The sequence below is a fragment of the Streptomyces sp. NPDC002088 genome, from assembly GCF_040296605.1.
GTDB lineage: Bacteria > Actinomycetota > Actinomycetes > Streptomycetales > Streptomycetaceae > Streptomyces.
The window spans coordinates 62,871-83,405 of record NZ_JBEOXO010000019.1; the positions used below are offsets into that span (position 1 = coordinate 62,871).

Annotated in this window: 21 protein-coding genes and 1 pseudogene; 7 read left to right on the forward strand and 15 right to left on the reverse strand. The window is 69.5% G+C overall.

The window, feature by feature from the left end; all coding sequences use genetic code 11:
• Positions 1-109: 109 nt before the first annotated feature.
• From ABT114_RS33135 to ABT114_RS33145, 3 genes are all read right to left on the reverse strand, one after another.
• On the reverse strand, positions 110-790 hold the full coding sequence (locus ABT114_RS33135) for a class I SAM-dependent methyltransferase (protein ID WP_351146600.1): 681 nt from the start codon (positions 788-790) through the stop codon (positions 110-112).
• Positions 791-1,190: 400 nt separating this feature from the next.
• The gene (locus ABT114_RS33140) at positions 1,191-1,610 is read right to left on the reverse strand and encodes an SDR family oxidoreductase (RefSeq protein WP_351146602.1); all 420 of its coding nucleotides are present in this window, start codon (positions 1,608-1,610) and stop codon (positions 1,191-1,193) included.
• Between the two features lie 64 nt (positions 1,611-1,674).
• Positions 1,675-2,307, reverse strand: a complete 633-nt coding sequence (locus ABT114_RS33145; protein ID WP_351146603.1) for a TetR/AcrR family transcriptional regulator — start codon at positions 2,305-2,307, stop codon at positions 1,675-1,677.
• A 183-nt stretch (positions 2,308-2,490) separates the two neighbouring features.
• On the opposite strand from ABT114_RS33145, the gene ABT114_RS33150 reads away from it, so the two are divergent.
• The 6 genes from ABT114_RS33150 (at position 2,491) to ABT114_RS33175 (ending at position 9,425) form a co-directional block, all read left to right on the forward strand.
• Positions 2,491-3,807 carry a cytochrome P450 gene (locus tag ABT114_RS33150; protein WP_351146604.1) on the forward strand — a complete coding sequence of 439 codons (1,317 nt, stop codon included), beginning with the start codon at positions 2,491-2,493 and terminating at the stop codon, positions 3,805-3,807.
• 298 nt (positions 3,808-4,105) lie between these two features.
• Positions 4,106-4,303 carry a ferredoxin gene (locus tag ABT114_RS33155; protein WP_351146605.1) on the forward strand — a complete coding sequence of 66 codons (198 nt, stop codon included), beginning with the start codon at positions 4,106-4,108 and terminating at the stop codon, positions 4,301-4,303.
• A complete protein-coding gene (locus ABT114_RS33160; RefSeq protein WP_351146606.1) occupies positions 4,300-5,511 on the forward strand; it encodes an NAD(P)/FAD-dependent oxidoreductase in 1,212 nt (403 codons plus the stop codon). Before ABT114_RS33155 ends, ABT114_RS33160 begins: the two co-directional genes overlap by 4 nt.
• Positions 5,512-5,601: 90 nt before the next feature.
• Entirely contained in the window at positions 5,602-6,816 is a 1,215-nt protein-coding gene (locus tag ABT114_RS33165) for a cytochrome P450 (protein ID WP_351146607.1), read from the forward strand.
• Between the two features lie 7 nt (positions 6,817-6,823).
• Positions 6,824-7,603 (forward strand): SDR family NAD(P)-dependent oxidoreductase, encoded by a 780-nt coding sequence (locus tag ABT114_RS33170; RefSeq protein ID WP_351146608.1) that lies wholly within the window; start codon positions 6,824-6,826, stop codon positions 7,601-7,603.
• A gap of 274 nt (positions 7,604-7,877) precedes the next feature.
• Positions 7,878-9,425 carry an MFS transporter gene (locus tag ABT114_RS33175; protein ID WP_351146609.1) on the forward strand — a complete coding sequence of 516 codons (1,548 nt, stop codon included), beginning with the start codon at positions 7,878-7,880 and terminating at the stop codon, positions 9,423-9,425.
• Between the two features lie 716 nt (positions 9,426-10,141).
• On the opposite strand, the pseudogene ABT114_RS33180 reads toward ABT114_RS33175, so the two are convergent.
• The 4 genes and pseudogenes from ABT114_RS33180 to ABT114_RS33195 form a co-directional block, all read right to left on the reverse strand.
• A pseudogene (locus ABT114_RS33180) lies at positions 10,142-10,983 on the reverse strand (IS5 family transposase).
• 102 nt (positions 10,984-11,085) lie between these two features.
• Entirely contained in the window at positions 11,086-11,751 is a 666-nt protein-coding gene (locus ABT114_RS33185; RefSeq protein ID WP_351146610.1) for a winged helix-turn-helix transcriptional regulator, read from the reverse strand.
• Positions 11,748-12,053, reverse strand: coding sequence for a hypothetical protein (locus tag ABT114_RS33190; RefSeq protein WP_351146611.1), 306 nt, complete (start codon positions 12,051-12,053; stop codon positions 11,748-11,750). The genes ABT114_RS33185 and ABT114_RS33190 overlap by 4 nt, the downstream gene beginning before the upstream one ends.
• 304 nt (positions 12,054-12,357) lie before the next feature.
• A complete protein-coding gene (locus ABT114_RS33195) occupies positions 12,358-12,705 on the reverse strand; it encodes a hypothetical protein (RefSeq protein ID WP_351146612.1) in 348 nt (115 codons plus the stop codon).
• A 314-nt stretch (positions 12,706-13,019) separates the two neighbouring features.
• Between ABT114_RS33195 and ABT114_RS33200 the strand changes: the two genes are divergently transcribed.
• Positions 13,020-13,271 (forward strand): hypothetical protein, encoded by a 252-nt coding sequence (locus tag ABT114_RS33200; RefSeq protein WP_351146613.1) that lies wholly within the window; start codon positions 13,020-13,022, stop codon positions 13,269-13,271.
• 62 nt (positions 13,272-13,333) lie between these two features.
• On the opposite strand, the gene ABT114_RS33205 is transcribed toward ABT114_RS33200, so the two are convergent.
• The 8 genes from ABT114_RS33205 to ABT114_RS33240 all read right to left on the reverse strand — a co-directional run bounded on the left by ABT114_RS33205 (position 13,334) and on the right by ABT114_RS33240 (position 20,436).
• Positions 13,334-14,257, reverse strand: a complete 924-nt coding sequence (locus ABT114_RS33205) for an SDR family NAD(P)-dependent oxidoreductase (protein ID WP_351146614.1) — start codon at positions 14,255-14,257, stop codon at positions 13,334-13,336.
• A 44-nt stretch (positions 14,258-14,301) separates the two neighbouring features.
• Positions 14,302-14,772, reverse strand: coding sequence for an SDR family NAD(P)-dependent oxidoreductase (locus ABT114_RS33210; RefSeq protein WP_351146615.1), 471 nt, complete (start codon positions 14,770-14,772; stop codon positions 14,302-14,304).
• Between the two features lie 86 nt (positions 14,773-14,858).
• Positions 14,859-15,263, reverse strand: a complete 405-nt coding sequence (locus ABT114_RS33215) for a nuclear transport factor 2 family protein (RefSeq protein ID WP_351146617.1) — start codon at positions 15,261-15,263, stop codon at positions 14,859-14,861.
• Between the two features lie 41 nt (positions 15,264-15,304).
• Entirely contained in the window at positions 15,305-15,703 is a 399-nt protein-coding gene (locus ABT114_RS33220; RefSeq protein ID WP_351146618.1) for a nuclear transport factor 2 family protein, read from the reverse strand.
• A gap of 397 nt (positions 15,704-16,100) precedes the next feature.
• Positions 16,101-16,298 (reverse strand): ferredoxin, encoded by a 198-nt coding sequence (locus ABT114_RS33225; protein ID WP_351146724.1) that lies wholly within the window; start codon positions 16,296-16,298, stop codon positions 16,101-16,103.
• Between the two features lie 2 nt (positions 16,299-16,300).
• Positions 16,301-17,470, reverse strand: coding sequence for a cytochrome P450 (locus tag ABT114_RS33230; RefSeq protein ID WP_351146619.1), 1,170 nt, complete (start codon positions 17,468-17,470; stop codon positions 16,301-16,303).
• A gap of 451 nt (positions 17,471-17,921) precedes the next feature.
• Complete coding sequence (locus ABT114_RS33235) at positions 17,922-19,436, reverse strand: aldehyde dehydrogenase family protein (RefSeq protein WP_351146620.1); 1,515 nt, start codon at positions 19,434-19,436, stop codon at positions 17,922-17,924.
• Positions 19,429-20,436, reverse strand: a complete 1,008-nt coding sequence (locus ABT114_RS33240; RefSeq protein ID WP_351146621.1) for an LLM class flavin-dependent oxidoreductase — start codon at positions 20,434-20,436, stop codon at positions 19,429-19,431. Before ABT114_RS33240 ends, ABT114_RS33235 begins: the two co-directional genes overlap by 8 nt.
• Positions 20,437-20,535 lie beyond the last annotated feature (99 nt).

The following is a 20,535-nucleotide window of genomic DNA, read 5'->3' on the forward strand; positions in this document are numbered from 1 at the left end:
AAGCCTTCCACTCGGCTCCGCATACGGGGATGCGCCGCTCCGGGGACCGGGGCAGTGGAGCGGTCATCGCGTCTGCCCAGCTGCCGGGCCTGCTGCGAGCCGAGGGGGCTCAGCGCAGTCGGCGCACGCGCAGCACCAGGTCGTCGTGATGGTGCGCGCCGGCGCCACCGTCCGGTGCCACACGTGGCCGTTGCTCGTCCACCTCTACCTCCCAGTCGTCGTCGAGTAGATCGGCGACCATCGAGGGCCAGACGTAGTCAGCCGGGTCGAAGCCGCTGTCGTGCGCCTGCCGGGTGTCCATCCCCGCGTGGTGTACGAGCAGCAGCACGCCGCCGGGCGCGACGGCCGCGAGCAGCGCTCGCTCGGCCGCGGCGTCGGGGGTGCGCAGCAAGGCCGGGTACTGCGCGGAAACCAGGTCGAAGGAGGCTGGCGGGAGCACCGCCTCGGTGAGTGCGGCGTGTACCCAGTGAACGGCGAGGCCGGCGTCCCGCGCGTGCCCGGCCGCCCGCTCCAGCGCCACGCCCGAGACCTCGAGCGCGGTCACGTCCCAGCCGCCGCGCGCGAGCCAGACGGCGTCCGCGCCCTCACCGCAGCCGACGTCGAGCACTCGCCCGGGTGCGAGCCCGGCGACCTCGGCCACGAGCGCACCGTTGGGCTGGCCGCTCCACAACTGTTGTCGGTCGGCGTACCGGTTGTCCCACTCCGCCCGCACCGCAGGGTCTCCGACGTATCCGTCGGCGGGCGAGGGGATGCCGGTCGCGGGCGATTCTGCTGCGATGTTGTCGGTCACGGGCCCACCGTCGCCCACCGCGTCCCGGTCTGCCACTCCTGTTGCCGGTCCGGCAAAACGGCGTCCAAGGACGTCGCACTGGAGGTCATCCAGCAGACTGGCCGCAACCTCCGACCTGCGCAGTCAAACCGTCGTCGGTCAATCTTCGATGGCAATCGGTCAAGGGCCGATGGCACGGGATATTCGATTGCATGTTCGATTGTGTGGGGAGTGGGTCTTCGCAGGCCCGGACGACGTCGCCGAGGCGGCCGAGCGGCTGGTGCGTGACTGGCGTACCCCCACAGGCGAGTACGGCGCGGAGTGGGACCAGGCGCCGCAAGTGTGTGCCGCAATCGAGACCTTCCGGCAGCACACCGTCGGTTAGGCCTCGGCGGGGTTCCTGTCCCGTCCCACATGTTGATCAGCCAATGGGCGAGGAGGGTCGGACGGATGTGGGTGACGGCCACCGGAAGCGGTCCAGCACACGCTCGGCGACCCAGTGCTGGCGTGCTGCGTTGCTGGCGGATTCACGGCGGGCGGAGACTTGCGACATGTTCACGATCGCCTGCACCCCGTTCTCCTCCGCCGTCAGGGCCACGTTCGCCGTGGCGTCCATCAGGCCGGGAAGGATCGGGTAGGTGGAGTACAGGGCGTCGATCCCCTTCGTCGCCTCCGCCAGGGAGTTGAGGTCCTGGACGTCGCCTTCCACGATCTGCGCCCCGAGGCCGGCAAGCCTCTCGGAGCATTCATCGACTCGGCGGACGAGCGCGCGGACGTGGTGGCCGCGCTGAAGCAGCAGTTCGGTCGTGTGGCCACCGGTCTGGCCGGTCGCCCCGATCACCAGAAGATCGCGTTTAGCCGCTCCTGCCCGCCGGGTGCGTGTCGCGGCAGGAGCGGCAGGGCGGTCAGCTTCGTCCGAACAGCGCCGATAGCAGGGAGTCACGTAGTTCGTCGAGTCCGGTGTTGTCGTCGGTGTTCTGGGACACGTTGCGCCACAGGCCGAGCTGGCCATGCAGGCTGCTCCACAGGAGCTTGGCGATCTGGTCGGTGCTGCCGGTGCCGCGGCCGGTGGTGGCCAGGTAGGGGGTGACGGCCTCGCACCAGGCGTCGAGGATCTGGGTCATGGGGTGGCGGGGCAGGTGATCGGGCGGCGGCAGGCCGGGGCCGATGCGGAAGAGCAGGTCGTAGCGGTGCGGTGCGTCGGTGGCCAGCCGGCAGTAGGTGTCGACCGCGGCGCGCAGGCCCGCCCATGAGTCGTCGGCGGGTGCCGCTTGCTGGGCGGTGCGCATCCTTTCGGCCAGGGTGGCGTAGACGGTGTCGAGCAGCGTCCACATCAGCTCGCTCTTGTCTTTGAAGTGCTTGTAGATCGCCGGGGCGGTCACTCCTGCCTCGCGCGCGATCGCTCGCAGGGAGATTGTCTCGGGGTTTTCCGTTTCCGCCAGCAGCCGGCCGGCCGCGTCCAGGATCTCCTGGCGGAGCCGCTGCCCCTCGCCCCAGCGGTTCGGTACCCGCTTCGCGGTGCCCTGTACGGCGCTCATCGACACATCACCCTTCCTGCCTGTGCGGCCCTGGACAGTGTCCGGGAGCGGCGCCGCCTTGTCCAAAAGATGATCAAGGCCGCCAGCACGCGTTTTGCCTTCCACTCCTAATGGTATACGGTGTTCATCAAGTCGGTAAACATCGTTTACCAATGCCCCCCACCCGCGAACGGAGCTGTGGACATGCCCCAGAGCACGGGCACGCAGAACCAGGACACGGACCAGCAACAGGGCCCTGGCATGCGCATCGACGACGAGACGCGCGCCCTCATCCGCCGACTGTCGGGCGGATCGGAGCGTCTGACCTTTCCGATGACGCGCTCGGTGCCCTTCGACCCGCCGCCGGAGTACGGCGCGCTGCGGTCGCGCTGCCCTGTCGCGCCGGCCAATCTGTTCGGTCACGACGCGTGGCTGATCACCAAGTACGACGACGTCCGCGAGGCGCTGCTCAGCGACGCGCTGAGCGCCGACCGCACACGTGCCGACTACCCGCAGAGCCCGGCTGGCAAGGCGAATCAGGCGATGGCCAGCTCCGGGCTGCCGTCCTTCCTGCGCATGGACCCGCCCGCCCACGACGAGCTGCGCCGTCTGGTCACTCGCGACTTCATGATCAAGCGGGTGGAGGCCCTGCGGCCACGGATCCAGCAGGTCGTCGACGATCTGGTCGACGCCATGCTCGCCGGCCCCCGGCCCGCCGACCTGTTCGAAGCCATCGCCTCACCGATGCCGAACACCGTCATCAGCTGGCTGCTCGGCATCCCGAAGAGCGATCACGCCTTCTTCCAGGACCGCACCACCTACCTGTTCAGGCGCGACGTCGCCGATGACGAGCGTGCCGCCCGGCTCAGCGAGCTCAATGACTACATCTACACACTCATCGACTCCCGCGACGCCGACCCCTCTCTGGACCCCGAGGCCGACATTGTCAGCCGCCTTGTCCACGACCAGCTGTGCACCGGCAAGCTGGACCGCCGCACGGTGCAGGGCATGGTGTTCATCCTCCTGGTCGCCGGACATGAGACGACCGGCAACATGACTGCGCTCGGCGCGCTCGCCCTGATCCAGCACCCCGAGCAGTACCGGGCGCTGGGCGAGGACCCGTCACTTGCGCCCCTCGCGGTCGAGGAACTCCTGCGCTACCTCACCATCCTCAACGAGCCGAACTGGCGGGTTGCCAAGGAGGACACCGTCGTCGCCGGCCGCACCATCAAGGCCGGCGAGGCCGTGGTGCCACTGACCTTCTCCGCCAACCGTGACGAGGGGCACTACGACAACCCCGACACCCTCGACATCCGGCGCGGCGCCCGCGACCACCTGGCCTTCGGCTACGGCATCCACCAGTGCCTGGGCCAGCCGCTGGCCCGGGTCGAACTCCAGGTCGTCTTCGCCACTTTGGCCCGCCGGATCCCGACACTGCAGCTAGCGGTGCCGCTGGAGGAGGTCCCCTTCAAGACCGACGTCGACATCTACGGCGTCCACGCCCTGCCCGTCACCTGGTGACCGCAGCCGCAGGCCCGCCGCACCGCATAAGGGCGCGGACATGACCACGAAGGCTTCCTGTCCCGACGCCGTCGACAGCGGCACGGCCAGCCTCGGCAACAAACCCCGGGACAGTGCCTCACCACGTGACCGACCCGAGAACTCCTGCACCAGACCGGCGTCCCGTTTCTCCCCGGCAGCCGCTGCCTCGCGCAACACAGGTCGCCCCGGCACACGAAACGACGACGCCAACTCCGGCACCGGGCTGCCGCCTGGCGCCCCGGACAACACCCCCACCTATGGAAATCGGAGAACCCTCATGAAGGTAGAAGTCGACGTTCCCAAGTGCGTGGCCTCGGGCCAGTGCGTGCTGATCGCCCCGGAGGTCTTCGACCAGCGGGACGAGGACGGCATGGTCGTCCTGCTCGACGAGTACCCCGCGCCCGAACTCCACGACGGTGTGCGCGAGTCCGCTGCCGTCTGCCCGGCCGCGGCCATCCGGCTGGAGGAGAAGTGAGCGACCGCATCGTGGTCGTCGGCGCCTCCGCGGGCGGGCTGGCGGCCGCTGAGGCTCTGCGCCGGTTTGGCTTCGACGGGATCCTCACTGTCATCGGCGACGAGCCCCATCTGCCCTACGACCGGCCCCCGCTGTCCAAACAGATCCTCAGCGGCGAATGGCAGCCCGACCGGCTCCCGTTGCGCTCGGAGGCCGACCTCAAGGCCCTCGACGTGGAGTGGAGGCTGGGCGAGGCGGCGACCGCGGCCAGCATGACGGACCACAGCGTGACCCTGGCCGACGGCATCCAGGTCGGCTACGACCACCTGGTCGTCGCCACTGGGGTCCGCCCGCGCCGCCTGCCCGGCGACACGGGCCACACCCCCGGGCTTCACACACTGCGCACGCTGGAGGACGCGCTTACGCTGCGCTCCCGGCTCACCGCGGGGCGGCGGTTGGTGGTGGTCGGCGCCGGATTCATCGGTGCTGAGGCCGCTGCCGTGGCTCGCGGGCTGGGTATCGAGGTGACCATGCTGGAGCCCGCCCCGGTCCCCCTCGCCCATGCCGTCGGCGAGGACGTCGGACGCACCCTCACGCAGGCGCACCTCGACCACGGAGTCGACCTGCGGACCGGCACCACCGTCACCGAAGTTCTCACCGACGATACCGGCCGCGTTGCCGGGGTCGTACTCGACGACGGCAGCACCGTCGAGGCGCCGGACGTCGTGGTGGGCATCGGTTCCCTGCCCAACACCGAATGGCTTGAGGGCAGTGGGCTGACGATCGGCAACGGCCTGGTGTGCGACGAGTACAGCGCGGCGGCCGACGGCGTGTGGGGGGTGGGCGACGTGGCCCGCTTCCACAACTCGCTCTTCGGTGAGTCGATGCGGATCGAGCACCGCACGCACGCCGCCGAACAGGGGTTGGCCGTGGCCCGCAACATCCTCAGCCCCCAGGCCAAGAGGCCCTTCGCCCCAGTGCCCTACTTCTGGTCCGACCAGTACGACCTGAAGATCCAGGCATACGGGTATCTGCGCGGCCACCACGAAGTCGCCGTCGTCGAAGGCGACCTGGCCTCGAAGCGCTTCATCGCCGCCTACCGCACCGGCGACCGGCTCACCGGAGCACTGGCTGTGGGCATGCCGCCCAGGGCGGTCCGCCCCTGGCGGGCCGCCCTTGCCACGGGCCGCACTTGGGACGAGGCCATACATGCCTTCACCGCCGCCTAGCGACGGCTGCCCACGCCCCGTCCCATCCCACCGGCACCCCACACGAGTCGTCCCGGATCGTGCCGGCACTCCCTTCTCGAAGGACACCCCATGACTGAAACCCTCCCGCCCGGCTTCACCCTCGACCGCCCGGCCAGGGCCCCCCTGGACCCGCCACCCTCCCATCTCCAGTTCCGCACTGACCAGCGCCTGGCCCGGGTCTCCATCTACGACGGCCGACTCCAGCCCTATCTCGTCACCTGCTACGAAGACGCACGCGCGGTGCTGGGCAGCGACGCCTTCAGCACCGACCCCACCCCCCGTCCGGGCATGCCGGAGTTCCCCAGCTGGCGGGAGGGACAGCCGCAGGGTCCACGCGGCTTCTTCAAGAGCTACGACGAACCAGTGCACTCCCAGATGCGCAAGGCACTCACCCGGGAGTTCATGGTCAAGCGCATCAACGCGCTCCGGCCCGGGATCGAGCGCCTCACGGACCAGCTCCTCAACGAGATGACGGCGAAGGGATCACCGGCCGACCTGGTGGAGCAGTTCGCCCTGCCCCTGCCTTCGCTGGTCATCTGCGACCTGCTCGGCGTCCCGTACTCCGACCACGACTTCTTCCAGCAGCGCGCCAAGGTCTTCGTGGACTTCTCCGCCACCCCCGACCAGGTCGTGCAGGCCCAGAAGGAACTCGGTGAGTACCTCGACGGCCTCGTGGCACGCAAGCGCGCCGAACCCGGCGACGACGTGGTGACCCGTCTGGCCGAGCAGGTCGACGCCGGGGCCATCACCGCCCGAGACGCCGCGGACTTGGCCGCCTTCGTCCTCTTCGCCGGGCACGAGACCACAGCGAACATGATCGCGCTCAGCGTCGTCGCCCTCCTGCACAACCCGGACCAGATCCCCACCCTGCTGGCCGGCCCCAAGGAGGCCGCCAACGCCACCGAGGAACTCCTGCGCTACCTCACCATCGTCCACGGCGGGGTCCGCCGCTACACCGTCAGGGAAGTGGAGATCGCCGGAGTCACCCTCCAGCCCGGAGACGGCGTGATCGTGCCCCTTGGCCTGGCCAACCGCGACCCGGAGGTCTTCGGCGACCCCGACCGCCTGGACCTGCAGCGCGCCAACGCCCGCCAGCACGTGGCCTTCAGCTACGGCATCCACCAGTGCCTGGGCCAGCCCCTGGCCCGGGCCGAGATGCAGATCGTCCTACCGGAGATCTTCCGGCGGCTGCCCGGCCTGCGGATCACCGTCCCCCTGGACGAGATCGACTTCAAGCAGAACACCTTCGTCTACGGCCTCAACTCCCTCCCGATCACCTGGTAGGTCACCCATGACTTCTTCCCTACCCGGCCTCGAAGGCCGCACCGCCGTCATCACCGGCGCCGCCTCCGGTATAGGCCGCGCCACCGCCCGCCTGTTCGCCGACGCCGGAGCCGCCGTCGTCGTCGCCGACCTCAACGCCGAAGGCGCCGAACAGACCGCCACCGACATCGGCAAGCAGGGCGGGACCGCCCTGGCCGTCGCCGGCGACCTCAGCGACCCCGCCGTCATCACCCGTCTGGTCGCCGAGACCAACGGCCGCTTCGGCGGCACCGACATCCTCGTCAACAACGCCGGGGTCACCGACAGCAAGACCCCGCCCGCCCGGGTCAGCGACCAGGAATGGGAACGCGTCGTCAGGATCAACCTCACCGCGCCGTTCCTGCTCACCCGCGCCGTCCTCCCGCACATGCTCCAGCAACAGCACGGCGTGATCGTCAACATCGCCTCCGAAGCGGGCCTGCGCGGCGGCGCCGGAGGCATCGCCTACACCGCCGCCAAGCACGGCATCGTCGGCATGACCAAGAGCCTGGCAGCCGCCTACCGCCTCGCCGGGATCCGCGCCAACGCGATCGCACCCGGACCCGTCCGTACCGGGATCTCCGCCACCGCCGCACCCGTCGATCCGGAAGGACGCGACCTGCTCGCCCCCGTCCTGGAGATGGGCATCACCATCGGCGTGGCCGAGGCCGAACAGATCGCCTCCGTCGCCCGGTTCCTCGCCTCCGACGCCGCCGACAACCTCAACGGCGCCATCATCCCCGCCGACGGCGGCTGGGCAGCGCTCTGAACCCGGCCAACTCCGCCCACCCTGCCCCGGCCCGGTGACAGTGCGGTCACCCGGGCCGAGGCGAGCACCAGCCACGGTCCCCGGCCCAGTGCCCGGGGACCGTGTGCTGTGCACCACCGACAGCCCTGCGCGCAACATGCGAGCACGCCTCCCGCAGCACACCCGCTTTCCGCCCTCACACAGGCCGTACCGCTGACGGCCGGCGCATTACCGGCGTTCCGGCAGCACCGCGCGCGGTCGAAGACCCATTCAACGGCACAGACGAAAGGTCGATATGTCCACCGTGTCCCAGTCCCTCCCGCACCCCGGCGATTCGGACGTGCCACGCCGGTCGTCGGCACGAGGGGTCCCGCCTACCCCCAGATCCGGCGCCGTCGTCGCAGTGCTGGCCCTTGCGGGCATCGTGGTCTCGACCACGCAGACCCTCGTCGTCCCCATCGTGCCCGACCTGCCCCGGCTGCTGAACGCCTCGGCGTCCAACACGGCCTGGACCGTCACCGCCACCCTGGTCGCCGCCGCCATCGCCACACCCGTGGTGGGCCGCCTCGGCGACATGTACGGCAAACGGCGCATGCTCCTGGTCAGCCTGGCCCTCATGGTGGCGGGCTCCTTCACCGCGGCGCTCAGCGACTCTCTGCTGCCGATGCTTATCGGCCGTGTCCTGCAGGGACTGTCGGCCGGCATCGTTCCCCTGGGCATCAGCATTCTGCGGGACGAGCTGCCACCCGAGAAGCTCACCACCTCCAGCGCGGTCATGAGCGCCTCCCTCGGGATTGGCGCCGCGCTGGGCCTGCCGGCCGCGGCTCTGATCGCCGACAACTTCGACTGGCACGTCCTGTTCTGGGCGTCCGGCATCCTCAGCGCCGTCGCGGCGCTCCTCGTGTGGGCTCTCATTCCCGCCTCCACCGTCCGCACGGGCGGACGCTTCGACCTCCCCGGGGCCATCGGGCTCTCCACCGGCCTGGTATGCCTACTGCTCGCCGTCTCCAAGGGCGCCGACTGGGGCTGGACCAGCGGCCCCACCCTCACACTGTTCGCCGCGGCCGTGGTCGTCCTGCTGCTGTGGGGAAGGTTCGAACTGCGCACCGAACGGCCGCTGGTCGATCTGCGTACCTCCGCCCGCCGCCAGGTCCTCTTCACCAACTTCGCGACCGTAGCCGTGGGCTTCTCAATGTTCGCCGTCTCCCTGGTCGTTCCCCAGCTGCTGCAACTGCCCGAACAGACCGGATACGGCCTGGGCGGGTCACTGCTCACCGCCGGCCTGGTAATGGCGCCCCAGGGTGTCGTCATGATGCTCATCGCCCCCGTCTCCGCGCTCCTCAGCAAGACCAGGGGGCCGAAGACCACTTTGATGCTCGGCGCCGCCGTCGTCGCGTGCGGCTACGCCCTCAACATCGCGCTGATGGCCGAGGTCTGGCACTTCGTCCTCGTCTCCTGCATCATCGGCGCCGGTGTCGGACTGGCCTACGGAGCCCTGCCCGCCCTCATCATGAGCGCCGTACCCGCCTCGGAGACCGCGGCCGCGAACAGCTTCAACACGCTGATGCGGTCCCTGGGCGCGTCCTTCTCCAGCGCCGTCATCGGCGTCCTCCTCGCCCAGATGACCACCACCTCCGGCTCCCTCTCCGTCCCCTCGGAGAACGGCTTCCGCACCGTGATGGCCGTCGGCGCCGGCGCCGCGGTACTCGCTCTCCTGCTCGCCTTCTTCCTGCCCCGCCACCGCCCCGCCGGCAGCGCGGAGGAAACGGCCGCCAAGCGGTCGCCCGGCCAGGAGGTGAGGAATGCATCCGGCATCCCCGGAAGCGCGCCGACGCAGGCGTGACGGCCCACAGGAGCGGGTGTCCCAGCACTGCGAAGATCATGATGGCCTGCGGGGACTCCTGCCGGACTCCGGCGCGGCCTGGGCACTGGCCAGCGGCGGCCCGTGCTGGTCGACGCCGAAACCCACGAGCGGATCGACGTGCTGCCCGACCGTACGGCCGACACCCTGGACTCTACGGCTGCAGACCGAGCGCCTGCGGTCGATTCAACAAGTCAGACACTCCCGCTGCTCGCTGTCACCGCCGGCATGGCACCCGGCCGACATTCGGCTCAACCGACTGCCCCACGGAGCCGCGCGGGCACACGGTGCGCGCAGTCGCACCTCATCGTTCCGTCATGTCGCGGGCGGTAGGTGGAGCGTGCTCCAGACGATCTCCGTCAGGGCGTCGGCCAGTCGTCGCGCTCCGGACCACCACACCATCTGTCGGACGGTACGCTCGACCATCCAGGTCAGTGTGCTGGCGGTCTCCCGGCTGGGCATCGGCCGGGGACGGCCCCGTCGACCTTGCCGCGCTCGATAACATGTCAGCGCTGGGCGGGCCCACCGGCCGCAGCTCGTCGACCAGGCCCCAGCTCAAGGCGTGGTCGGCGGGCAGCGAGCAGCCGCTGAGCACGAGGTAGCAGGTGCGCCAGCGGCCGATCCGCCGCAGAATGCTGACTGTGCCGCCCGCGCCGGGGATCAGGCCCGTGCTTAGAGGCCGCCGGATAGGCGTGTACTCATGGACGGCGGTGCGGGCGTTCGTCCCAGCGGTGGGTTGTCCATGCCTGGCGGATCAGGCTACGTAGGGTGATGACGGTGTCGGCGAGGTCGAAGAAGGCGTCGATGACAGTGGCCCGGCGCTCGTAGCAGCGGGCGAGGCGGTGGAAGGCGTTCTGCCAGGCATGGGTCCGTTCGACGTGCCATCTCTGGCTTGCCTGGATCGGTGCCTTCTCGCCTTTGTGTGCGATGCGGCCGTGCAGGCCGCGTTCGTCGAGCAGGGTGCGGGTTTTGTCCGAGTCGTAGCCGGCGTCCAGGTGGATGGTGATGTCGTCGGGCAGCGGTCCGAGGTCGTCCAGGCGGGCCAGGGTCGGGGCGAGCAGCGGGGAGTCGTGGCGGTTGGCTCCGGCCAGGACGCGGCCCAGCGGAATGCCATAACCGTCCGTCATGCCCGAGCGTTTCAGCCCTTGTTTGCCACGGTCGACCGGGGAGCGCCCGGCTGCCTCGCCGCCGCCGGCGCCTTGGTGATGGAGCCGTCAACAGCGATCTGGTCGAGGACGAGGCCGACGATCCGGTCGTAGGAGGCCAGCGCGATCTGCTTGAGCCGGGCGAAGACGCCGAGGGCGATCCACTCGTCGCGACGGCTGCGGATCGTGGTGGCCGAGCAGGTCGTGTCGGCGATCGCCTGGTAGGAACAGCCGAAGCGCAGGAGCTGCAGCATCTTGTCGAAGACGATCCGATCGCTGATCCGCGGGCGGTGGCAGCCCAGCGGATGGTCCGGGTGGTACTCCGGCCGCTCGGGCAGCAACGTGGCGAATTGGCTCCAGAGTGGTTCGGTCAGCCATGATGGCAGTACAGGCACAGGTCTCCCCGGTGATCACAGAGCGTCGCAACTCCATGATCGTCAAGACCTGTGCCTGTCTTGCTGCCGGGGCACCACCACCGCGCCTATCCGCGCGGCCTCTTAGTGAGAGGTCGTGCGATGTCCGTCGGGCAGGCGGAACAGTTCGAAGAACAGCCGGGCGGTGTCAGGCTCGCCGTCCACGACGAGTCGCCCTGAGGCCACCGCGTCATCGACGGTGACCTGCCCCTTCGCGAGGGCGTAGAACGTTTCCTTGTCGCAGATCAGGCGCAGATTGGGCTTCACCGGCGCCGGGCCGGTCTCCACCCGTACCCGCTCGCCGTCGCCCTGCAGCCACAGCGTCTCCTCGCCGACCACCACCTCTGTGAGCGTGTCGAAGCGCGCCGCCTCTCCCGGAGCTGTAAGGCGCATCGCCACCACGGACCAGGCGGCGCGATCGGTGTAGCTGGGCGGCGGGTCTTCCAGGCCTGCGCCCCACTCGGCGAGGCCGGCGAGGACCGGCATCAACGCCTCGCCCCGGCCGGTCAGTTCATAGGCGGCGACGCGGCCCGGACCCGGCAGCGTGGTGCGACGCAGCACGTCATGTTGCTCGAGGTGCTTGAGACGTGCGGCCAAAAGGCTGGTCCCCATGCCCGGCAGGGCCGACAGGAGGTCCCCGTAGCGGCGGGGTCCCAGGGCAAGCTCCCGCACGATGAGCAGCGTCCATCTTTCACCCAGCACGTCAAGCGAGCGGGCGATGAAACAGGTCTGTTCGTAGGAGCGGCTCATCGTGCCACCTCGGCCGGCGACATCACCGAGTATGCGGAGGGCGTCGGCATCGCGGCGGGTACAGGAGCGGACAGCCTGACATTGCCCAGCAGGTCAGGGATGACTCGCTGCACTTGCACCCGCTGTACGTCGAGTTCGCCGCCGCGTCCGCCCGCTGGCCCGGACTCGGACTCGGCCATCCGGGCGGCAGCGCGGCGTGCTTCGGCGCTGTCTGCTACGCCGTCCACCAGATAGAAGTGCTCAATGATCACTCCCACCGCAGAGCGGCGGCGGAATCCGACCATCCACTTATTGTCGCTCACGGACCTACTCCTTTCTGGTCGCTCTCATGCCTGGAAGCAGCGACCGCTGCACTACTTCGAAAACATGTAGTTGTTACTACTTGTTTTAGAACTATCAGACCGGCCAGAACCTTCCCGCTATGGCAGAAAAATTTCGGCGCGCCACAGGGCAAGCGGAAGCGAGGGGGTTTGCGGCGCTGGCGGACCCTCTCGCGGGAGATGCGCCGCGCCAGCAGGGCCGCTCAGGTCGACCCAGGATGTCCCTGCAGACCTCGACGCTGGGGAGGCTCCGCTCGGCCTGGTGTCGGGAGATGGGGCCCTCTCATCAATGCGGTCCACGCGAATGCAGCCAGCCGGTGCGGCCACGTCCCGCACCCCCACGGTTCGGGCGGCCCCGGTTCCCCGGCCTGCACCAGGCCCTCATTGCGCCGGCCTGGACCCACCAAGCGTGGTCGAATCCCGTGAGCGTGGGCTGGGCTGTGAGGGCTACGGGCGCAGCCACGCCGATGGCGCTGCCGATTTGCCGGCTCATGTTGAGTACGGCGCTGCCGGTGGTGGTGCGTTCGGGTGCGAGGGTGTCGGCGGCGGCGAACAGCGGCGCCTGGGCCAGACCGCCGGCCAGGCCCACCAGGAGCAGGCCCGGGAACATGCCGCGGCGGGTCCGCCGTCCCAAACCGAGGTCAGCTCCACGGCACTGCCCACCAGACGCAGGTGGTGGCCTCACCGGCAGGGCGCGTCCATCCTTGGCCGCCAGGTCGGCGAACTCCTGTGGCCCGAATGCCTCGACGCCGCACGCCAAGACGAGGAAGCGCGTAGGCGAGCGCGCCTTCGCCGCACTCTTTCGGCAGAGCAGAAGCCCCGCCGCCCAGAGGGCGGAGTCTGGGCCCGAGCCTGGATCGACGACAACCGCACCAGCGTCGTCGCGTTCGGCGGCCTAGACATGGCCCGCATCGTCGTCGCCGTCGACCCCGCCGGCGGAGAAACGCCGTGTCCGACGAGACCGGAATCGTCGGCGCAGCCCGTGGCTACGACGGCCGCCTCCATGTCCTCGACGACCGCTCCGGCTCCATGGGCGCGAACGTCGTCCAGGGAACGGGTGGGCAGCACGGAGTCGCTCTGGTGGCGGACCTGATCACCATGACCATCCCGTACCGCAAGGCGGCCGAGCACGCCGTCGCGGTGGAGAGCACGGGGGAGGCGGAAGCCGTCGAGGAGCAGGCGGGCGCCGCGAAGCCCTGACCACCGTCCGGCTCCTACAGGCTTCGCCCCCTCATCGCGAGGGGGCGAAGGCTTTCTCCGCCTCATGTGAACTGGTGCTTGATGTACTTCGCCGACCAGGCCATCAGGTCGGAGGGCACGTAGTAGCCCGACTCGTCGTTGATCTGCTCCCAGTTCGCGGCGACGTCCTCCACGGTCGGTGTGTCCTGGCTCGGCGGATGCGCGTATCCCTGGGTCGAGGCGAGGAAGACCCGAGTGAAGCGGCCGGCACCGGCCGCGTAGATTTCCCCGTTGACGGGACAGCTCTCGTGGGCGAGATAGGCGACCATGGGGGCCACCGCCGCCGGGGGCAGGAAGGGCTGTCCGGGGACGGGTTTGGCGTCGTCGCCGATCTCGCCGCCGCTCATCCGGGTCTGGGCCATCGGGGCGATCAGGTTGACCTTGATCCCGTGCGGCTCGCCGGCGAGGGCCGTGCTGCGGGCCAGGCCGATGACACCGCCTTTGGCGGCCGCGTGCGACAGGTTGTTGTCGAGGCCGAACACTCCGCTCGACGTCGTCAGGACGACCCGCCCGTACCCCTGCTCGACGAAATGCGGCCAGGCCGCCTGAAGTGTGGTGAACGAGCCGACGAGGTCGACGTCGAGGTGGTGCTCCAGATTGTTCAGGGTGACGTCCTGCAGGCCGCCCCATCGTACGATGCCCGCGTTGTTGATGAGGATGTCCACACGGCCGAAGTGGTCGAGTGCGGTGTCGATGATTGCTTGGCCGCCCTCCGGCGTGGACACGTCGTGGGTGTTCGCCACGGCGGTGCCGCCGTCCGCCGCTATCTCCTTGGCCACCGTCTGGGCCGGTCCGGCGTCGGCGTCCTCGCCGTCCATCGATCCGCCGAGGTCGTTGACGACGACCTGCGCTCCGCGCTGCGCAAGCAGGCGGGCATGGGCCCGGCCGATCCCGCGGCCCGCGCCGGTGACAACGGCGACCCGCCCATGGAAGCTGAACTCGCTCATGTCTGACTCCTGTTCGTACGGGGGGTTCGTCGATCGCTACCAGGTCACCGGCAGCTCGCGGATGCCGTAGGCGAGCGAGTCGCCCTTGAACTCGAGCTCGGCGGGGTCGACCGCCAGACGCGGGGAGGGGATGCGGGGATCTCTCCGATCCAGTGGGCGGGAGCGGGTACACCGACGAGCGCGTCGACCACCTCCTGGCGGCGATTCCCGCACCGAGCACTCCGTCGCCCACGACCGTCAGGCGCGCACCGGCTGGATCCCGCTGACCGGCGAGCGTCCGTGGCCGCAGCCCCGTGGCGATCACGATCGCGTGGGCGGCGATGCCCCGGGTCACCAAGGAAGGGCCCCGTCAGATCCACCCGCATCATGCGGTCCCAGGATGCTTCGGTGATGTCCGTGCAGGGCTCGTACGCGGTGATCCCCGTGTTGTTGACGAGGATCGTGACGGGTCCGAGTTCCTCAGCTCGTGAACCCGGCCGGGCGCTGGAAGCTTCAGGAACTGATCGCGAGGTCACCGCGGCCGGCTTCGCCCCGTTCGGCTTCGCGCCGCGCGACTGAACGGGGTGTCCCAGGTGGCCGGATGCGCGCAGCCCGGAGCGGGTCAGGGCAGCAACGTCGTGATCCGGCGCTGGAAGCGCCAACTGCCCTTGTAGAGGCGGAGGATGTCGTCGTAGCGGCCGACGAGCTGGACCGCCCAGCCCGACTCGCCGCGCTGAAAGAAGGCCAGATCGCTGACGGCTGTCGCCTCGTCGGCAGTCCACGAAGTGATGACCGTGTTGCCGGCCAGGTGCAGTTGGGGCTGTTGCGGGACGAAGCCGGCGTATCCCGCGCGGAGCGCGTCGTGGCCCTTGAAGGTGGCCATACCGGCTATCTCCGAGACGCCGTCGGGGGTGAACAGTTCGACGAGATCGTCCACGCGGCCGGCGTCCAGCGCCTGCGCGTAGGCCGCGATGGCGGCATGGACGCCGGCCGAGACCGAGGGCTCGAGGTCGGGGGAAGTGGTCATGCGGGTCTCTCCAGGATGAGGGAGGCGGTGGGGATGGGGCGTCAGACCTGGAACGTCGTGATCCGACGCTGGAAGCGCCAGGCTCCGTCGATGCGGCGGAGCGTGTCGTCGTAGTGGCCGACGACCTGCACCGTCCGACCCGACTCGCCGCGCTGTAGGAACACCACGTCGCTGACCGCCCTCGCCTCTTCCGGTGTGCGGGCGGTGACGACGGTGTTGGTCAGGAGGTGGAGCTGGGGCTGCGTCGGCGTCCATCCCCTGAAGGTCTCGCGCAGCGCGGACTGTCCCTGGACGGGCTCGGCGCCGGGCAGTTCGAGCACACCGTCCGGTGCGTACAGGGCGGCAACGTCATCGGCGCGGCCCGCGTCCTGGGCCTGCGTGTGGGCGCCGATCAGAGCGCGTACACCGGCCGCGACCGACGCGGCAAAGGATTCGGTCATCGTGTCTCCAATGCGAATGGGACGTGCGTCTCACGAGCTTCGGGTGCGGCACTTCTTCAGATTTCGACCAACCGGTCTATTGCCGTACGACAGAGAGAGGCCGTCGTCCACTGGCGCACAGCCCACGCTGGTGTGTCCTGCCCGGAGCTGCATGCGGACGGGGCAGCCGCCGGTACTCTTCCGAACACCAGGGCTGTCGCCTGATCGCCCAGCTCGACGAGTTGGCAGTGGACGTCACCACCCAACTCTCCGAACCCTGAACGCCACCCCGCCCCCAGGACCGTCGCTGATGACGGGCGATGACGAAGCCGAGATGCCCAGCACGTACGAAGGAAGACACGTCTCGTCGATCGCACGCGGATGGTTGACCCGGCTCTCGGCGTCCGCGGACCGGGATTCAGTCCTGGAGCGAGAGGGTTCGTCCGGGACAGACATTCACGGCCTCCTTGGCCCGGGCGATCTCCAAGGCGCTCTGAGGATGCGGCCGCAGCACGATGACGGTCCCGTCCTGGTCGTTCTGATCGAACGCCTCGGGGGCGACCAGGACGCACTGCCCGGCCCCGACGCACCGCTCGAGGTTGGCGCTAATCTGCATGCTCACCACGCGACCTTCAGTTCGTAGACACCGTAGTTGGGACCCTTCACCTTGAAGGGGATGTCCTCGAAGGGCACAGCCAGGCGAAGCGTCGGAATGCGGCGCAGCAGGGTGGCCAGGACGATCTCGAGTTCGATACGGGCGAGGTTCTGCCCCAGGCACTGATGCGGCCCGAACCCGAAGGCGAGGTGATTGCGCGCCATGCGCGTGAAGTCCAGCTCGTCGGGGTCGTCGAACACCGAGGGGTCCCGGTTGGCCGTGTTCGTCAGGCCGAGCACGCCCTGGCCGGCGCGGATCAGCACTCCGCCGATCTCGATGTCCTCGGTGGCGAGGCGAGCCGCGCCGATCTCCGCGATCGTGAAGTACCGCAGCAGCTCCTCGACCGCACCCATGGTCAGCTTCGGGTCGTCGCGCAGCTCTGACAGGCGCTCCCGCTTGTCGAGCAGGGTGGCTACGCACAGCGAGATCATGTTCGCGGTCGTCTCGTGGCCGGCGACCAGCAGCAGGAAGCCCAGTGCCCCGACCTCCTCCGGGTCCGCGCCGGCGGCGAGTTGACGGCTGAGCAGGTCCTCGCCCGGAGACTTCTCCTTCTCCTGGACGAGGCCGGCGATGTACGACTTGAGGCGGCCTGCCGCCGCCCCCTTCTCTTCCGGAGTGGTGTCGGCACGCACGAAGTCGGCGCTGTTGTCCTGGAAGAAGCCGTGCTCGGAGTACGGCACTCCGAGCAACTCCGATATGACGGTGGACGGAACCGGGAGGGCGAGTGCCTCGACGAGGTCCGCCTCGGGCGGCCCGGCGAGCATCTCGTCGATGGCTTTGTCGGTGATCTCCTGGATCCTGGGGCGCAAGGCGGCCAGTCGGTGCACCGTGAATTCGCCGATCACCGAGCGTCGCAGCCGGGTGTGGTCGGGTGGGTCCATCTCGATCAGCTGCGGGCGGTGGTCAGGGCCGATATAGGGCATGTGACTCGGGTGGCGGGGGTCCCGGCGGTCCGAACTGAACCGCGGGTCCCCGAGCATCGTCCTGACATCCTCGTGCCGCGTCAGGACCCAGAGCTGACGCCCGTCCGCCAGCTCGACCCAGCTGATCGGAGCATCCTCCCGCAGCCGTACGTGTTCCGAGGGTGGGTTGTACGGATCGGTGCGGTCGAGCGAAATCGTAGGCGTTGCCATGTGTACTCCTGCGTAGCGATCGCCGCGAGCGGACGATCGTCCTCCGACTGTTCGGGTGTCGAGCCGGCCTCGCGGCTCCCGTTCACGACGTTGCTCAAGTTGCTGGGTACCGAGGGGTGTTACTGCTGTGCGGGGGTTGTGCTGCAGGTGGTGGGGAAGGCCGGGAAGCCCCCAGGTGAGACGGAGGCTTCCCGAGATATGGCGGAGCCGTTCAGTGTTCCGTTCAGTCGAACGGGCGGTCTGTTCAACGGCTTTTAGTGTTGTGGGCGCCGTACGCGGTGTCAAGCACTCGGAAGCCGGTACAGGTGGCTCTCCGGTCGCTGCGGCAGCGCTTGGAGCTCCGAAGAGAATGGGTGCCCATTCTCTTCGGAGCTCCAAGGGGCGTCTTCCCGGTGACCGTGCCGGCGGTACGTCTCGGCCTCCACCAGGCCCGGGCCGCGCGCCCGGGGGTTCAGCGGGCGGCCCAGCTGATGCTCTGGGTCTGCAGGTACTCGTCGAGCCCGAACTCGCCCCACTCCCGGCCGAGCCCGCTCTGCTTGTACCCACCGAACGGAGCGCGCGGGTTCACCCCGGAGCCACCCCCGTTGAGAGTGACCCCGCCGGTACGGATGCGCGTCGCGATCTCGTAGGCGCCCGCGACATCACGGCTCCAGACCCCTCCGGACAGTCCGTACGGGCTGTCGTTGGCGATACGGACCGCCTCGTCCTTTGTACGGAACGGGATGACGACGCCGACCGGGCCGAAGAACTCCGTCCGGGCGATCGTCATCGAGCTGTCCACGTCCACGAAGAGCGTCGGCTCGACGAAATAGCCCCGGTCGAGTCCGGCCGGACGTCCGCCGCCGGTGACGATGCGCGCGCCTTCCTCCGTGCCGGTGCGGATCAGCTTCTCGACCTTGGCGCGTTGCGCCTCGCTGATCAGCGGGCCCATGGTGGTGGTCTCGTCACTGGGGTCGCCGACCCGGACGTGGGCGAGACCCGCCAGGATCCGCTCGACCAGCTCGTCGTGCACGGACTCGTGGACGATCGTGCGGGTCAGCAGCGAACAGCCCTGCCCGGCATGAGTGGTCATGCCCGACAGGGCTGCCCGCGCCGCGCCGTCGAGGTCGGCGTCGGCGCAGACGATGCTCGCGGACTTGCCGCCGAGTTCCAGGACGACCTTCTTCAGGGAGCCCGCCGCCTGCGCGTACACCTGTCGCCCGACCGCGTCGGACCCGGTGAAACTGACCAGGTCCACCATGGGGTTGGTGGTCAGCTCGTGACCGGCCTCCACATCACCGGTCACGATGTTCAGCACGCCCGGTGGCAGCCCGGCCGCCTCGGCGAAGTCACTGATCAGCAGGGAGTCCAGCGGGGTGGCGGGGGCGGGCTTGAGGACCACGGTGCAGCCTGCCGCGAGGGCGGGCGCCAGCTTCATCATGCTGAGGAAGAACGGGAAGTTGTACGCCGGGATCAGGGCACAGACCCCGAACGCCTCGCGGCGCAGCAGCCCCTGCGCGATGCCCGTGCCGGGCGTGATCGTGGGATCCAGCGGGCGCTCCCACGCGAAGGACGGCATCACCCGCTCGGCCATGTCGCGCAGATGCGCCACCGGGATCCCGGTCTGGATGCTCTCCGCGATCCAGCGCGCCGACCCCGCCTCGGCCATGTTCACCGCGACCAGTTCGGGCAGGCGGCGCTCCATCTCCTCGGCCATGCGCAGCAGCACGGCGGCCCGTTCGGCGGGGCGCATCCGGGGCCACGGTCCCTCGTCGAAGGCGGTACGGGCGGCGGTGATCGCGCGCCGCACGTCGGCGAGCGAGGCCAGGGGGACCTGGGCGATCGTTTCCTCGGTGGCCGGATTGCGTACGACGAGCCGCCCGTCCCCGTCCCCGTCGCCCTCCGTGTGGCGCCCGCCGATGTAGAGCTGGGTGGAGAAGGGGTGGGACGGGCGGGACGGGCGGGACGGGTACGTGGGTTCAGGCATCGGAGCGCACCGCCTCGATCAGCGCGAGGCTGGAGTGGGCGTAGCCGGCCCGTCGGCGGCGACTCACGAGATAGGTGGGTGTCGCGAAGTAGCCCACATCCCGGGGGAGTTGACCCTTGCGGCGGGACAGAGCTTCCTTGGCCTCGGCGGTGGTGCCGCAGACCGCGATGGCGGCGACCATGTCATCGGTGACGGCGGCGGCCATGGCGTCGTTGTCACCCGCCTGGAAGGCCGTGCGTACCTTCGCGACGTGGCTCTCCCAGCCGTGGTGCGCGACGAACGGGTCGTACGTCTTCACGGTGAGATAGAAGGCGATCATCCGCCGGGCGTCGGCGATCGCGCGCTCGGGGGCGGCGTCGTCGACCGCGGTGATGATCCAGCCGTGCTCGGTGGGCCGTTCGCTGCGGGCGGCCTCCGTCGTGCCCTTCTCGACCGCCGGGCGTACGACGTCGTTCCACCAGTCCCCGGTGAACAGGCCGTGTCCGATGACGCCGTCGGCGACCCGGCCCGAGACCTTGGCCATCCGCTTGTTGAACGCGGCCAGCAGCACCGGGATGTCGAGGCGGCCGAGGACCGGGGCGCGGACATCGGCGTCGATGGTGTGGAACTCGCCGCTGTGGCGCACAGGTTGACCGTTCTCCGCGTGCAGCCACGCGCGGACGGCGTCGACGGTCTCCGCTATCCGCTCCACCGGACGGTCCGGGGGAACATCGAGCCAGTCACGGTTGATGCGGTACGCGCCCGCGCCCAGGCCGACGAACAGTCTGCCCGGCGCCTTCGCGTGCAACTGGCGCAGCGCGGTCGCGTGGGCGTACGGGGTACGGGAGAACGCGTAGGCGATCGCGGGGCCGACCAGGGCACGCTCGGTGCCCGCGACCATCTCCGCGAGCGAGGTGTACGCGTCGTGGTCGGCGAACTCGCCCGTGCAGAACGCCTCGACGCCGGCCGCCTCGGCCTCGCGGGCCACGTCGGCGCCGGGCCAGGGCATACCGAACCGCATGGAGCCTCCCCATTCGTGGAGTGTCACAGCATGGAACAGTCATGGAGCAATCATGGAGCGTCACGCAAAAGCGGATACTCTTTTCGGGTTTCTTCGGGG